This window comes from Priestia sp. 40 (assembly GCF_049368575.1).
Lineage (GTDB): Bacteria > Bacillota > Bacilli > Bacillales > Bacillaceae_H > Priestia > Priestia zanthoxyli.
The window spans coordinates 71,987-87,616 of sequence record NZ_JBMPZA010000026.1; the positions used below are offsets into that span (position 1 = coordinate 71,987).

Genomic DNA, 15,630 nt, shown 5'->3' on the forward strand with positions numbered 1-15,630 from the left:
CGCGATTTACAGGAAAGCTCAGCAAAACTGCTGAGCTGTTGGTTCTTATTATTTTACTTATATATCCATTTTATCACAAAAAATACTACCGTAAAGATGATCAGGCAGTCTTCATATAAAAAAATGGTTTTTTATCAATAAAAATGGTTTTATGCTCTTGAAAGCCTATACGCTGATACAATTTTTTGGCTTCTACGTTATTATATTCAACGTTTAACGATAAAAACATCTTACGCTTTTTGGCTTCTTGCTTGGCTACATTTAAAAGAGCCGTTCCTATCCCTTTTCCGCGGTAAGCTTCATCTACACATAGAGAGTCAATATAATAATCTCCATGTTCCGTTTCTATATCAATTTCCCACGCTGGATTATTAAGTTTAGCACGTACAAAACGCTTAACTGGTTCATAAAGCGTTTGTAACATACTTCCTTCATAGCAAAGCATAAGTCCAACTACCTTCTCATCGACTTCTGCGACTGTAATATGATGATAGCTATAGCGATTCTTCTCAGACAGAATAAACGCTTTAAGTCTTAAAAGCGCTTCTTCATTCGTTGTAGCCGCCGTATGAGAGCGTGCAATACTGCCAAGCATGTCATAAAGTAATTCCGTTACAGCAGAAGCATCTTCTTTTCTTGCTTTCCTTATTTTCACGATTTTCAAACTCCCTTTATCCTCTTTGCTTGCTTTATTTGCAGCAAAACTTCTTACCTATCTACTTTAACACGAAAAAGAAAAGAAAGAAAAAATTAACTCCTAATCTTCCTTTCATTGTATAATTAATGTATATTTTCAAATGAATGGATGATGACTATGAAAAAACGCCGGCAGCAGAAAGATAATACGATGAGCGGGAGAGAACTTATAGCGGAGGTTCTTTTACAAGTGCCTCAGTTGCTCATATGGCCCGTGCGTCTTCTTATACGAATTGGTCGTTCTTTGTTGGACGGTATTTAGCCAATCCTATACACATACTTACGGAACTCACAAAAAAAGAAACTCAGCAGCTACTGAATTTCTTTGTTAGTTTTTTGCTTTTTTGTATCCTGCTTCTTGTGCATCTTTTTCGGTACAGAACCAAATGATGTTGTTCATGGTTTGGTTGTAGTGTGCCCCTGTTGGCACGTGATAAATTTTAGAGTTTTGATTTCCTTTTATTTTACCTTCACAGTTTTTGGCAGACTGAGTATCCTTTTGTTTAGAAGAGGACTGATTTTTTACAGCATCCGTGTTATATCCTTTTTCTTGTGCATAGTTTTCAATACTCCAGATGCCTTTTTCGCTTTTTCGAGCCTGCTCCTGTATTTTCTTAAATTCATCTACGTACTTTGTATTAGGAGGAAATACCGCTACGCGGGCTAGCCCTTTTACTAGCAGCTCTTCATTATACAGCTCATTGTCTATCCATACATAAGCAAGCAAGCGTCCATATTGATCACGCTCTTGTACATCAAATTCAAGAGTGATTTCCTGCCCTTCTAGCCTTTTTTTGGTGTAAGCAGATGCTTCTGGACCAAAGGGCTGTACGCCTAGTTTGGGATGCTTTGTTTCAGGGGTATCGACAAGAAGTAGTCGCACTCGATCCGTCTTTCCGTTCAGCATTTTCACTTTAAGCGTATCGCCATCCACCACTCTTTCTACCGTAGCTGCCTCACCTACTACATCTTCACGACTTGCTTTAGAAGGACTATGATCGTCTTCTTGATCTGATGAACTTTCTACTTGAACTGCTTGTTTTGTATCCGTAGAAGATGTGGTTGAATGACTTGCCTGCTCATCGCTGCATCCAGTAAGAAGCAGCATAAACGTCGCGAGCATGGCGTAAATAATTGCTTTTATTTCTTTCAAAACCCGGGTCCTCCTTTAACACGTTCCCTATCTACTATATAAAAGTAAAATGATTTTATAAATAGTGTAAATCACCTAAAAACAAAAACTCGTGAAAATACCTTTCACGAGTTTTTTCGTGCACCTGTTATAAAAATTGGTTACCTGTTTTAAAATCATTATTTAAATGGCATCTATTTTATTTTTATCTCACGAACACATTTTTCGTTTTCGTGTATCCAGATTTTTAATCATGAGGATATTTTACACTACAAATACATTTATCGTCTACCGGCTTATAAGAATAAGGAATAGCCGCACAAATAGAATAAGTATGAATATTTCAATATAATAACTAGCTAACATGATTGCTATTTTTTGTAACATAAATAAGAGCCCTCATTAACAATAGCTAATAGGGCTCTTCAAACCTTTGTTATTACGATCGAATTTTTTGTTTGCGCATCCACTGGGTAGCGACCCACTTTTCTCCTTTTATAACAGGAGCTCCCCCGTGGAGAGTACGGTCATTAAGTTCAGCGTCACTATAAAAATATTCAAAGTACACGGCCATTCCTTTTGTCGGAGATATGGAAAGACCCAGCTTAGGAAAATAAGTTTCTCCTCCTTCTTCCACATCGTTTAAGTACATAACCAATGTACTAATACGGTTATTTTTAGATGCTTTACTTGCAGAAGTGAAATAATCGTGATGCGCTTTGTATTCTTGATCAGGCAAGTATTTTAAAACTTGAAGACCTTCAGCATATTCAATAGATGGTCCCATTATTTTAGAAAGTCTTCTTTCGATTTGATGTACAAGCTCGTTTTCGCTTTCTTCAAAAAACATGCCGCTGCTCGTTCGAATACTGTTTACTTCACGTTCAGCACCAATTTTTGATCGCTGCATTTTATCTTTGGATAGCTGTATAAGTTCGTCACATTCTTCGTTACTTAGGACATTTCCTAAAACTAGAACAAGAGGCTCTTCAAATCGAGCAACAATATCAATCTCTCTGTCTTCTAATTTAATTTTATTCCCTGAATGGTTAAAAATCGTTTGTTCTTTCGTTAGTAAAGATGTATTAGTTAGAATCATCTTTTATCGGCTCCTCGAAATAGCTATTTTCCACTTCTTCACTTCACTATATGTAAACGCTTACTAATAAGAATTATATCATGAATACGAAGTAAATTCTGCTAGCAAAGGAAATAAATAAAAAGAAGCCCGTTATATAACGAAGCTCCTTCATTTTTTATTATATGTTTCACCTATATTTTAAACACTTTATAAAGCAGCCTGAAAAATTCTTTTAATCTAAAGCATACGTGTCAAAGGCGCCTAAAATCATCGGTACGCAAGTTCTTTTTTACTTAAATCAAGCGTTTGTGCTGTAGAAGCATGAATTTCGTTAAAAAGCGCTGGATTTTCTACCAGTGACAAGCCGTAAGAAGGAATCATTTCTTTTATTTTTGGTTCCCATTTCTTCATATGCTGAGGGAAACACTTTTCTAGCACTTCAAGCATAACATGAACGGCAGTCGAAGCACCTGGCGAAGCCCCGAGCAATGCAGCAACGGAACCATCCGCTGAACTCACAACTTCTGTACCAAATTGAAGAGTTCCTTTACCTCCGGCTTCCGTATCTTTGATTACTTGTACACGCTGACCCGCTACGACGATATCCCAGTCTTCGCTTTTTGCGTTTGGAATAAACTCGCGAAGTTCTTCCATACGCTTTTCATTGGACAACAGCACCTGCTGAATCAAGTATTTCGTTAAGCCCATCTCTTTGACGCCTGCTGCTAACATCGTTAAGATATTATTCGGTTTTACAGAATTGATTAAGTCCAAATTTGAACCCGTTTTTAAGAACTTTGGTGAAAATCCGGCAAAAGGTCCAAACAGCAGTGTTTTTTTGCGGTCGATATAGCGTGTATCAAGGTGTGGAACCGACATCGGTGGAGCGCCAACCTTTGCTTTTCCGTACACTTTCCCGTGATGCTGCGCTACAACTTCGGGATTAGTGCATACCATAAATAATCCGCTTACCGGGAACCCTCCAATATGTTTGGACTCAGGAATACCCGTTTTTTGGAGTAAAGACAGACTTCCGCCTCCTCCTCCGATAAAAACAAAGTTCGCCGTGTGATATTCCTGTTTGCCGCTATGAATATCATGTACTTTTACTTCCCACGAGCCGTCTGCGTTACGTGTCAGATTTTCAACGCTGTGGTTATAGTTTATTTCTACGCTTTTACTTTTTAAATGTGTAAACAACATACGAGTTAAAGCTCCAAAGTTCACGTCCGTCCCTGAGTCAATTTTGGTTGCCGCAATTGCTTCAGTCGATGTACGGCCTTTCATAACAAGCGGCATCCATTCTTTTAACTTTTCAGGACGATCCGAATACTCCATCCCTTGAAACAACGGATTATTTGATAGCGCTTCAAAACGTTTTTTCAAAAAGGATACGTTCTTTTCTCCTTGTACGAAACTCATGTGAGGGATTGGCATAATAAACTCTTGCGGATGATGAATTAAATTACTGCTTACAAGGTACGACCAAAACTGTCTTGAAAGTTGAAACTGTTCATTAATTCGCACGGCTTTCGTAATATCTATGGATCCGTCAGCTTGTTCAGATGTATAGTTCAACTCGCACAGTGCAGCATGGCCCGTCCCTGCATTATTCCATTCATTGGAGCTTTCTTCTCCTGCATCTGCGAGTTTTTCAAATACTTTGATTTCCCATTCCGGCGCTAACTCTTTTAGTAAAGATCCCAACGTTGCACTCATCACTCCGGCCCCAATTAAGATAACGTCTGTTTTTTTATATACATTGCTCATCACAATCTTCCTTATCTTTTATATTTTAAAAAAGCACCTTTTAGCAACACGCCTGTTCTACTTGACTCTCTATAGATTAAGTATGTCTGACAAGTTGTCTGTCTTACATAATGGGAGTTTTTATACATACCCTTTCATCTTGTCCTTTTTTAACATGCTCAATATCACTTCAGCGGTTTCTTCAACTGCTTTACCTGAGACATTAACAATAGGACAGCCAATGCGCTTCATAATTTTCTCAGCATAGTCCAGCTCTTCAAGGATTCGATCTACATTGGCATAATTGGCTTGAGACGCTAAACCTAAATTTTTTAATCGTTCTTTTCGGATTTCATTGAGCTTATCCGGTGTAATAACTAAACCAATACATTTATTTTTTGGAATAGTAAAAAGTTCGTCAGGAGGCGTCACTTCTGGAACTAACGGTATATTCGCTACTTTAAGACTTTTATGAGCTAAATACATAGAAAGTGGCGTCTTAGATGTTCTCGAAACACCAATCAACACTAGATCAGCTCGCTTGATGCCTCTGAAGTCTTGTCCATCATCATATTTAACAGCGAATTCAACTGCTTCTACTCTTCGAAAATAGTTATCGTCTAATTTTCTTGTTAATCTCGGTTGAAGATTAGGTTCTTTATTAAAGGTTTGGCTAAAGGCACTCATAAGAGGGGTCATCAAATCAATGGCTACAATTCCTTCTTCTTGTGCCGTTTGGTCAAGATACTGTTTTAAAGGTGGGATGACGATAGTATACGCAATGATGGCCTCGTTACACCTTGCTTCGGCAATGATATTATCAATATTTTCCTCATTTTCTACGTAAGAAGTATTTTGAATTTCAATATCTTCTCCACTAAATTGAGTTAAAACTGCTTTTACCATCAGCTCAGCCGTTTCACCTACTGAGTCGGAAACTATATAGACAATTTTTCTTTTATTCACATTAAATCTTCCTATTCTTTGATTTTAATAGTTTAATAACGCTAATATTTTTTATTTAGCAGCTTACAAGATACACAATTTAATAGTAATGAATAGATAAATATGCTGGTCACTGTGATTATAAACACTTTAACAAAACAATTAAATCAAGAATTTATGTCATACTAATTACGAAATAAAGCTAAATATGTTATACTATTTTCATTAAATGTTATATTAGCATTAAATATACGGAGATACAATCCCTTTTCTGCGCATTTTATAAAAAGTTTGAAGAAAGAAAAAGTTTAGATTTTAAAATGTTTTATGCTTTGGCATGGTGCACTCATCAGGGCTGAGAGGCGTTTTGCAGGAATAGGCACGAGGATAGTTATGTTGTTTATAACATGATTTTTAAATTATAGAAGATTTATTCTTAGCTATTCTTTTTAGCTAAGAGTGCTATAACTAAAAATAATGAACGGTTTACTTTTTACCTTATACATACTAAAAACACCGCCTAAAAGACGATGTTTTGAATAGTTGGTTATATGTCGTGAAATAGATTAATTTTTATAAAACGGGATTACTTCTAGTAGATTTTTGCAATAAAAATTTAGAAAGATAATGAGATACGCCGTTTTCGTCACAGTTAAATTCCGTTACGTCATCGACAATTTCTTTAATATGATCCGGCGCATTTTTCATCGCTACGGCATAGCTGGCAAACTGAAACATTGGTAAATCATTGTTGCTGTCGCCAATTACTAGAATGTCTTGCTCGGGCAAATTAAAATGTTTTAGCATTTGCTGAATTCCCGTTGCTTTATTTACGTTTGCCACCATCACTTCAACATTGTGTTTAGATGAAGTAGAAGTTGTAAAGTCGATTTCTTTTTTAAGTTCTTCAAGCTCCGCTTTCCAGTTATCGATATGCTCGTGCGTTCTTGCAAAGAAATAGAACTTTGAAAATTCACTTCCTTCTACGGAATCTTTCCAGTCAATTTCTTCTTTAATTGCTTGTTTACGAGAAAGCCATTCGTTAATTTCCACACTGTCTGGCTTTGGCTCTCTAATTTCATTTTTAACATATGGCTGATCTTGTTTTAACGTCACGCGAGGTGTGCCATATGGGAAAAGCTCGTAGTATACCTTGTTCGCTCTTGCTTTTTCAATAATAGTTTCCACCAATTGAAGCGAAAGCGAGTGCTGAAAGACTGCTTCTTTTCCTACGTACCCTGCCATACCATTTGACGTGATAAATCCATCCACTTGAAAGCCTTCAGGAACTAACTCTTCTATTTCATCAAACGCTCTTCCCGTAGCAATAAAAACAAAAATTCCCTGTTTTCGTAATTCGTCAATGGTTTCTTTTGTTTGAATACTTACTTTGTTGGAGCGATTTAATATCGTACCATCCATATCTAAAAAAATTGCTTTAGGTTTTAACAACATATTTATTCCCCCTATTTGTAAAAAGAGTGTACTTGGCAAGTATAAACTTTTCCATTTTTAAACTCAATGAATGTACTTTGCTTTTCTTTTCTATAAAGCTACTATAATACTCTCTTCATATCAAAAGTACGTAACTATATGGAGGCCCTACAAAAAGCTATTTATATTTACAATAAGTCTTTATATACTAATAGCCGGCTGGGCTTATTTGGTATAAAACAGCTTTCAAAAAAATGAATTTTCCTTTTAGCCTTTAGAGTATCGTTCAAAAAAGATATAATAAGATTGTTACAGATTAAATACATACAGAGGAGGTCAACATGAAAGAACCATCCAATTTTTCTCCTTACCTTATTAAACAAATCAGCGATGCGATCGATGACAATATCAAAGCAAAGTGTATAGACTTTTTATATGATTCTCACTCGTTCTTTTCGAATGAAAAAGATTTTATAGAAGACTACATTTTAAATATATTGCAAGATACGTTTGTTTTAGAGAATAAATTAATAAATCCTAAGGAAATCAGAAACCCTGCCTACAAAAGAAGACAGTCGAATAAGAAAAACTGGCTGCAAACATTAAAAAAAGATATTAAAGCAGAAAAGCCTAACCCTATTTTTGAAGACATTGAATTGGCCAAAAAAGTGATGGATAAAAAAGTGGATACCGAACACTTAAAAAAGCTGTTTGGCGTGGAAAAACCTGAAGATATTTTAAAGATAAAGTTAAAAGAAGTAGAGGCATGGGCTAAAAGTAAAAAAACAAATATTACCGATTTTCCTTATCTAGATTCAAAGATGAATTATCAAATAGAGAAAGCATTTCACACAGACTTTACTTTTTTAATTGCTGAAATCATACTAGAAAAATACAATGGAAATTTGAGTAACTGGATTGATAAAAGATTAAATTCGTGGGTAGAGGCCCCTATCTTCTCAAATGAAAGTCATTCTCTTAAAACCAATATGGAAGTTAAAACAAACTCCCAAGAAGTCGTTTTATATAATGACTATAAAGTTGATGAAGAATATTTCATTCGCACCATTATCCCTGTGAATGATAATCAAACAGTTCTTTCCAAACGAAATATGGTTTTAGACCCAAAAGATTCCCAAATTATCCAGTTTGCTCTTTCACAGCGCGACGAGATGTTTTATAAAGAAAAAACGGTGACTCTTGATTTAGCGGATATCGTTAAAGAAATTTATAATTCAAAAGGTGTAAAAAACTATGAAGCGGTTGAAGCTCGCATTATGAAAATTGCCAGATATCACGTAGAAGGTGTAGCGAAGAAGAAAAATTCCAGAGATACAAAATTTGCGATAAACTTCTTCCAAAAAGCTGTTATTGAAACCGATGAAGTAACGGGCAGACGATATGCAACCATCGTATTTAGCGACGATACGCATCAAGGCTTTTTAAATCAGCAGTTTGTACAAATTTACAGTGACGTTATTAAAAAGTTTAAAGATAACTCGCTGTCTTCTTTACTGCTGTATGCATTTCAAAAAGAGCGATTAGATTGTTATTTACAAGAGAAGTCTTACACCCATTTTTACCCGTATCAATATTTTGCTTCAAAAGTTCGTTTTCGTTCAAAGAAAATTGATGTCAACCTAAAATTAATTAATGAATCTCTAGCAGAGTTTGTTAGCAATCAAGTGCTGATCCAAAGTTATCAGCAAAAACTTCAAGGATTTGAAATCTCTTTTATTCCTCTTCAAAATTATGAAATTCAAGATTATTTTGGAGGAGAACATAGAGAAACATTGGAAGGGTAAATTGTTCCCTTCCTTTTTTATTTGATATTTTGCCACTTTCAGCTTATAAATACAAAATATCCCTCTACTTTTATTTCATAGTTTGGAAGTTTTGTCATTTTTAACGTACTAACTAGAAGCTTTGGCCGTTTTTGACGTACCTCTTCGCTTCTTTTGCCGTTTTCTGCGTACTAATTACTACCTTTTGCTGTTTTTGACGTACCACTCTAATTCTTTTGCCATTTTTGACGTACTAAATGCATTTTATTTACTAATAATTACTTATTAATTGTTAATTATTCGCTTTTTTCCGTAAAACAATCCTACCTTTTGCCGTTTTTGACGTACTCCTTCGTTACTTTTGCCGTTTTCTGCGTACTAAACATTGCTTTTCCCTTTATTATTGCCTTTTCAAACCCCATTTTTTATTTTTTTCGCAGCATATATAAAGCTTTTGCCGTTTTTGACGTACCAAACGATAAATTTTGCTGTTTTTGTCGTACTACTACGTCGTTTTTGACGTTTTTCACGTACTAAAAATAGCTTTTGCCATTTTTGACGTACCAATAAAATTCATTGTGTTATTTACAACGATCAGAGAAGTGATTTTTTTACCTTTTTTTAGGTGAATCGAGGTATCTTTTGCTGTTTTTAGCGTACCATTCTTCACTTTTGCTATTTTTAGCGTACTATACTGAAACTTTGGCCGTTTTTTACGTACTAAAACGCATAAAGTTTTTTTTGGTTTTTACTGATCGTAACAAACACTGTTCTACCGGTACTTGCTTGCTTTTGCCGTTTTTGTCGTACTAAAAAACCTATACGCTGAACCCCTTGATACGACAGCATTCTTTGAACCTTTTGCCGTTTTTAGCGTACTACTCGTTCGTTTGCGATTCTGTTTCTTATTGATATAATTTTCACAAGGTATTCTTTGTTATTTTACCCTAATAAATTATTGTTGATATGAAATAGATTGGAGGGATTCTCATGATAAAAAAAGAATTTGCGAAAATTGGAAAACAAATTATTCGCCAATTGTCTAGCACCGTAGAAAAATATAAAGATATTGAAGATCACATGGACCTAGACGCTCATGGGAACCCTACAGTCAAAACAGTGGCAGAACATCACCGTTTATCTAAATCTCAAATTTCACAATTAATTTTTTATCACTTCCTTCACGTTGATGAAAGAGGTATTATTTGTGATGTTTCTGAAAAAGAGATTGCAGCCGCTTTGAATTGTACAGTTCGAACAGTTCGCAACAACAATGTAGTATTAGCAGAAACAGAATTAATTTCCTATTCTCGCAGCGGCAAAGGAATCAATATTTGTATTGTTCCCTATCCTCAATATTTTGAAGAACACGGCTTTGGGTTTATGGAATTAGAATATACTCGCTTTGAAGAACTTATTCTAATTGAAAACGTAAATGCCCTTCGTTTAGAGCTGCGCAAAGAATTGGTTTATGACAACGATACGATTAAGCGTCAGTTTAATCCTGGAGAAAACACTTCAAAAATTAGCTTTAATGACTATAAAATTTTTACGCCGAAATATACTCACTACAAGGGTATGATGCAAAAAATAGCTGAAACACAGACGAGCGCATTTAAAACCGTTGTCCAAGGATCTACTATTTTCTTTGTTTTAAAAGACGGAGCGAAAAATGGCAAGATGTCAAAACAAGAAAAGAAAGATCAATATAATGCGGCGATTCGACGTACTATTGAAGAGATTTTTGCAAAATTATCTGGACACAGCACAGATTCTACAGGAATTGTTATGTCTTCATTCCAAAACGAAGACATCGCTGATTTGGTTCAGCTTTCTTTTGAATATGGTATTGAACGAGTGAAGTCTGCCCTTTATTCTCTGATTGAACAGGCCTTCTTCAGCCATGACGCTCAAGTTGTTGAAAATTACGGTGGAAAAATCCGTACGCTCATTCGAAAAGAGCTTTCAAAAAATCTTCAAGATCAAGTCCCTGCCGAACTTACAGCTTCATAAGGGGCTTATTTGGCATGCCTTTTTTTTATTTTCTCTCCCTTCTCTTCTCTTTTTGATACAAATAGCGCAAACAAACACCCATTTTTGCAGCTCTCCAATTCCATTATCCTATCCATATAAACGTGATGAGTTCAAATAAATGATATTTCTTGTGTATAACTACGGAATATTACTAAAAAAACACCTTCATACTTATCCACAAAAGAAAGAAAACATATTCAATGACTGTTATATCATCCTCTTTGTTAATAAAAGCATCCCTTTTATTTTTTTATTAACGATAATTTCCAGGTTATTTACTCTTTAACATAACTACTTTTATCCACAGTGGAAATAATTCATACTTTTAACAGCAATCTTCATACCATTGATTTTAAAATCCATCTATTGTAGAAGAAAAAACATAGTAAATAAAATATATTCCATATTTATTACGATAAAAAACATCCTTTAGCTAAAGGATGCTGTTCACAAAAAAGGTCTATTTTCCACACAGTTATTTATTGAAAAGCTATTTTCTTTCTAACCCTTGATATCATTGTGTTTTTAGAAGATTTTTCTTTCTTTAATATTTGTATATAATGTTTGCTAATAAGATCTATACTAATATCTGCTATAATTTTTTATTTAATCTTTGTATAAAGAAATGCTTTAAAAATCTCTATACTTGAAGATTTCTTTTTTTCTAAATTAATGAATTTTTATTACATATACCAGATACAAATAAATTAAATTAAAATAAAACCATACAATCGTTCAAACTTACCTTAATAAATTCTAGTAGTATATTTTTTAAAATAAATTATACTATTCAGTAGAGAAAATTTTATAAAGCAAGAAAGGGACTTAGTCATGAAATACATACAGTGGATACAGCAAACTCTATTTAATACCGGTAAGTGGATTGACATTAGTGAAGTAATCATAAAGATTATCCTCATTTTTATCATTGCTCAAATTGTCATCCGGTTTGCTCGTAGTGTAATTAATAAAATCTTTGATTTCAGATTTAAAACTAAGCTGCTGAGGTACAATGAACGTAAAGAAATAACGCTCAAAAAACTTTGTCTGAGCATTGTCATGTACGTCGTGTATTTTATTGTACTTATCACATCTTTAGAAGCAATCGGAATTAATATGAAAGCACTTTTAGCTGGTATTAGCGTAGCAGGGTTTATTACAGGCTTAGGTGCACAGAATTTAATTAAAGATATTTTAAACGGTTTTTTTATTCTGTTTGAAGATCAATTCTCAGTAGGAGATCACGTATCCATAAATGATACGAAAGGAACTGTTGAAGAAATTGGATTGCGCACGACAAAAATTCGCGGAGTTGACGGAGAGTTTTACTTTTTTGCCAATAGTAACATTACAAAAGTAGCGAACTACACGCTCGGTGAAATTCCCGAAATACATACACCTGAACAAATAAAAACTCGTGAAGAATAGCTTCACGAGTTTTTATTTACGACCGTTGTAAAGAATTGATCATATGATGTAAGGTGATAATCTGCTTCAATATCGTCATTTTGAAATGCACATGTTTTAATTCCCAGTTCACGAGCAGGTTTTAAATCGAGCTCGCGATCTCCAATCACTAAATCGAGCTGATACTTATCGTGAAGATATGCATAAGCGCCGCTATCAGGCTTTCGTTTGTAGCCATCATCCTTTGTAATAATCTCCGTAAAATAGTGCTCCATATTAAAAAATGCAAGAATATCAAGAGTAGACTGTCTAGATTTATGCGTAACAATTACATTTGTATCCGCAAAGCTCAGTACGTCTTCTACGTGAGGAAAAGCAGGCTTATCTTTAGGGTTGATTTTCTGTTCGAGCACATGGAAGTGTTTATCAAACAAAGACTTTTCAATATTGAAATGCTTAATTGCTACGTCAGAAGAAACCTTCATTTGTCTTAGAATATCATCTTCTGAGATCGTTTGATCTGTTAGTAGTTCTTTAAATGCTTTTACAATAGTCGGATAGGTATCAAAGATGGTTCCATCAAAGTCCCATAAAATATTCATTTTCGCTGTCTCTCCTTTTTAAAAACGTAACGATTATACCAAATTTTTCATTGCTTGTCAGTTAACCTTTTTATCATCGTTACATTTGCAGTAAAAAAACTCGTATAAAGCGAGTTTTTTTACTGTACTAGCTGCTGCTGCACCCGCTCCCGCAGCTAGAGCTTGAACAGCTTGAGCTGCTGCAGTTTGAACTCGAACAGCTGCTGCCGCTGTCATGATGGTGGTGACCTCCGTCGTGGTGATGATGACGGTTGTCTTCCCATGGACTTGAACAGCTATAGCCGCTGTACGAGGCTGTATCTCCCGCATAGATTGTCTTTTTGTATAGCAGCAGTTCATTCATATGTCTTGAAAAGTCGGTAGCTTCGTAAAGTGAATAAAAAACAAAGCCTTGAAAGAGAAGTTCAGTTGATACATTCCCTTTTGTTAATGCTTTTTTAAAGTACGACGATCCTCCGGATTTCATTCGTTTTTTTGCATCCTTAATTTCTTCTTTTAATGTTTGAATCAAGTGCCTCTGTTGTTTTTCCCATTTGCCGTTTCTTAAAAAATAGCGATCTAGTAATTCATCTTCTGATAACCTTTGAAAATCTTGAAGCGTACTTTTATCAAGCGGATGCTGAAAAAATTTCCCCCAAAGCAGTCGGCTGTTACCCGTTATGTCAAACAAATGAGCATACATCCAATCAAAGAACGCTCGCTTATCCGGCTGTGGGGATGGAGGTGTTTCTACATTTGGCTGGTGATGCAAAAAGCGGTTGAAAAAACGGTCTGTAAAGCGCTCATAATCTACTGTAAACATAATCATTTCATGCCATACTTCATCCACTTTTGCACTAAACATCGGTACATCTTTGATGACTGCATTTAATAAAAAGTAGCGCTTCATCTCAAAAAACGTCCATTCCACTTCATCGTCTTTTGTATTTTTCCCTTTCATACGCTGTTTCACTTGCTGAACATAGGCTATCGGTAAAGAATCTTCTAGTGAATGAACAATATCTTCAAAACCATTACCTTTATGTATTCCGAGCTCATCTGGAAGCTCCTCTTTATACAAGCGAAATCCCCTTGGCTTTCCAATCGCTTTAATAATCAAAGCTAAAAGAATTACCGCTCCTACTATAATTGCTGCTATCATCTTCTTCCCCCTGTATCGTATCTGTATATTCAATATTTTACCACATTCGTAAAACACAAAAAAAGAGCTCAATTAACTTGAGCTCTCGTCATCATCGGGTATCTCGTCTACCTTTTCTACTTTGACTAGACCTTTCGTGCTATATTCAAGATCAAAGTATGCTTTAACGATATCCCCTTTTTTCAAATTGCTTGGAATCGGTTCATTTAAATTTTTATCGGAAAATTTAATGCCCGTTCCTTCTTTGGTTGTTCCGCTGTATGTACCATTTTCGATTTTTTCAATAGTAATATAATACACTCGATATTTGTGCGCTTCCTCGTCGCCCTTTGCTTTTTCTTTAACGGTTTCTTGTTCAGGAAGCTTACTCAGTGTTTCTTGGGCCTGTTCAGAAGTCGGCTCTGCTGATCGATTTATGAATTGCATCACAACTAACACTAAACATATAACTACTAAAACTAATAATAATATCTTCTTTGCTGATAAAGACAATGAACTGTGCCTCCTTACACCTTTATGTATATCATGCTGCACACAAGAGATTATACACGATAAAGGATTAGAAATTGGGATAAATTCTATAAAAATAGTAAAAATATGAGAAAGTACCTAGAATTTTTTACGCTTTTCTGCACTTTTTTGAGATAAAAAAGAAATTTGGTACCTTATCCTTAAATTGTAACTGATTCGCTTCATTTTCGAAAAGAGTTTTGCCCATTTTGTCGTAAAAAAGTCATAATAAGAAGGAATATCACACCATATTGTCGAACGTATGTATATACTTATAATGAACTGCCGAACTGCTTTTCTCTACCCTCATTGTTGAGGCAATATGGCAACTGAAACAGCTTGCTGTTAAATTCAGATTACACATCTATACTCAGGAGGTGGAATGCAAAATGATGTTTGCACTTATTGTTGTGGTTGGTATCGTAGCACTTGGCGTAGGTAGCTTCTACGTCATTAAGCGGCCTCAAGGCGCTGTTGATCCTGAGGATCGCAAACCGCTTGTTTCTGTAAACGGGCATGTTAAATTTGCAGAAGGAATTAATCAAATTTCTATATCTAAAATTGACATGTACGATCAGCGTCTTGTTATCAATCAAGTAGCTATTATTCCATTTAACCGTATTCAACGAGCAGAATTTTCAAAGGTTGTCAAAAATGAAAAAGGCCTTCACGGAGCTCCTGTTCAACGCTATTTCGGTGAGTTAACCATTCATTTCACAGACAAGAACGGGCAAGAAACCTACATTCGCTGTGAAACACCGAAAAAAAATCAATTTCACCTCATCTACCAGTACGATTTAATGAAAAGACAATTAAATAAGCGTCTTGGTCTTGAAGATCAGCAGCCTTACCTTACTCTCCAAGAACCATACGAACTATAAGAGAAAACCTCCCTTTTTCACATATTATTTCACTTCCCTGTACATACTAGAAGCGAAACTGAAAATGGGAGGTCATTCCAATGGATTTCGTCCGTTTTTTGCAATATTTTTGTTCAATCGCCGGCGCTCTATGCTTAGGGTTTACCTACTATCACATGTTCAAGCGTGACGCTCCGGTAAAAAAAGAAGAATCACAGCAAGGTGGAACTGAGTGAAGTTCGCCTGCCGTGATTC

Annotated in this window: 15 protein-coding genes; 6 read left to right on the top strand and 9 right to left on the bottom strand. The window is 35.3% G+C overall.

The annotated features are described in order from the left end of the window. Positions 1–100 precede the first annotated feature (100 nt). Positions 101–655 (bottom strand): GNAT family N-acetyltransferase, encoded by a 555-nt coding sequence (locus ACO1DI_RS26565; protein ID WP_013057535.1) that lies wholly within the window; start codon positions 653–655, stop codon positions 101–103. 159 nt (positions 656–814) lie between these two features. Between ACO1DI_RS26565 and ACO1DI_RS26570 the strand changes: the two genes are divergently transcribed. Beyond that, a complete protein-coding gene (locus ACO1DI_RS26570; RefSeq protein ID WP_158307786.1) occupies positions 815–958 on the top strand; it encodes a hypothetical protein in 144 nt (47 codons plus the stop codon). 66 nt (positions 959–1,024) lie between these two features. On the opposite strand, the gene ACO1DI_RS26575 is transcribed toward ACO1DI_RS26570, so the two are convergent. The 5 genes from ACO1DI_RS26575 to ACO1DI_RS26595 form a co-directional block, all read right to left on the bottom strand. Then, entirely contained in the window at positions 1,025–1,849 is an 825-nt protein-coding gene (locus ACO1DI_RS26575; protein ID WP_209366841.1) for a thermonuclease family protein, read from the bottom strand. A 418-nt stretch (positions 1,850–2,267) separates the two neighbouring features. Further along, entirely contained in the window at positions 2,268–2,927 is a 660-nt protein-coding gene (locus tag ACO1DI_RS26580) for a 2OG-Fe(II) oxygenase (RefSeq protein ID WP_209366843.1), read from the bottom strand. A 249-nt stretch (positions 2,928–3,176) separates the two neighbouring features. Then, entirely contained in the window at positions 3,177–4,679 is a 1,503-nt protein-coding gene (locus ACO1DI_RS26585) for a malate:quinone oxidoreductase (protein WP_209366845.1), read from the bottom strand. A 120-nt stretch (positions 4,680–4,799) separates the two neighbouring features. Then, positions 4,800–5,624 (bottom strand): pyruvate, water dikinase regulatory protein, encoded by an 825-nt coding sequence (locus ACO1DI_RS26590; RefSeq protein ID WP_042992073.1) that lies wholly within the window; start codon positions 5,622–5,624, stop codon positions 4,800–4,802. A gap of 552 nt (positions 5,625–6,176) precedes the next feature. Next, on the bottom strand, positions 6,177–7,058 hold the full coding sequence (locus ACO1DI_RS26595) for an HAD family hydrolase (RefSeq protein ID WP_243556587.1): 882 nt from the start codon (positions 7,056–7,058) through the stop codon (positions 6,177–6,179). 320 nt (positions 7,059–7,378) lie between these two features. Here ACO1DI_RS26595 and ACO1DI_RS26600 point away from each other — a divergent pair, with 320 nt between their 5' ends. The 3 genes from ACO1DI_RS26600 to ACO1DI_RS26610 all read left to right on the top strand — a co-directional run bounded on the left by ACO1DI_RS26600 (position 7,379) and on the right by ACO1DI_RS26610 (position 12,283). Beyond that, a complete protein-coding gene (locus tag ACO1DI_RS26600; RefSeq protein ID WP_115654203.1) occupies positions 7,379–8,842 on the top strand; it encodes a hypothetical protein in 1,464 nt (487 codons plus the stop codon). Positions 8,843–9,811: 969 nt separating this feature from the next. Beyond that, a complete protein-coding gene (locus ACO1DI_RS26605) occupies positions 9,812–10,834 on the top strand; it encodes a hypothetical protein (protein ID WP_115654204.1) in 1,023 nt (340 codons plus the stop codon). Positions 10,835–11,686: 852 nt separating this feature from the next. Then, the gene (locus ACO1DI_RS26610) at positions 11,687–12,283 is read left to right on the top strand and encodes a mechanosensitive ion channel family protein (protein ID WP_014459595.1); all 597 of its coding nucleotides are present in this window, start codon (positions 11,687–11,689) and stop codon (positions 12,281–12,283) included. 2 nt (positions 12,284–12,285) lie between these two features. On the opposite strand, the gene ACO1DI_RS26615 is transcribed toward ACO1DI_RS26610, so the two are convergent. The 3 genes from ACO1DI_RS26615 to ACO1DI_RS26625 form a co-directional block, all read right to left on the bottom strand. Beyond that, positions 12,286–12,864: an HAD-IA family hydrolase gene (locus ACO1DI_RS26615; protein WP_115654205.1), complete on the bottom strand. Its 579-nt coding sequence runs from the start codon at positions 12,862–12,864 to the stop codon at positions 12,286–12,288. A 127-nt stretch (positions 12,865–12,991) separates the two neighbouring features. Continuing rightward, positions 12,992–14,005, bottom strand: coding sequence for a hypothetical protein (locus ACO1DI_RS26620; protein WP_423145760.1), 1,014 nt, complete (start codon positions 14,003–14,005; stop codon positions 12,992–12,994). Between the two features lie 72 nt (positions 14,006–14,077). Then, positions 14,078–14,497, bottom strand: coding sequence for a hypothetical protein (locus tag ACO1DI_RS26625; RefSeq protein WP_014459592.1), 420 nt, complete (start codon positions 14,495–14,497; stop codon positions 14,078–14,080). Between the two features lie 407 nt (positions 14,498–14,904). On the opposite strand from ACO1DI_RS26625, the gene ACO1DI_RS26630 reads away from it, so the two are divergent. Together ACO1DI_RS26630 and ACO1DI_RS26635 are read left to right on the top strand one after the other, a co-directional pair. After that, on the top strand, positions 14,905–15,396 hold the full coding sequence (locus ACO1DI_RS26630; RefSeq protein ID WP_014459591.1) for a hypothetical protein: 492 nt from the start codon (positions 14,905–14,907) through the stop codon (positions 15,394–15,396). An 80-nt stretch (positions 15,397–15,476) separates the two neighbouring features. Beyond that, positions 15,477–15,611, top strand: coding sequence for a hypothetical protein (locus ACO1DI_RS26635; protein WP_014459590.1), 135 nt, complete (start codon positions 15,477–15,479; stop codon positions 15,609–15,611). The last annotated feature ends 19 nt before the right edge of the window (positions 15,612–15,630 follow it).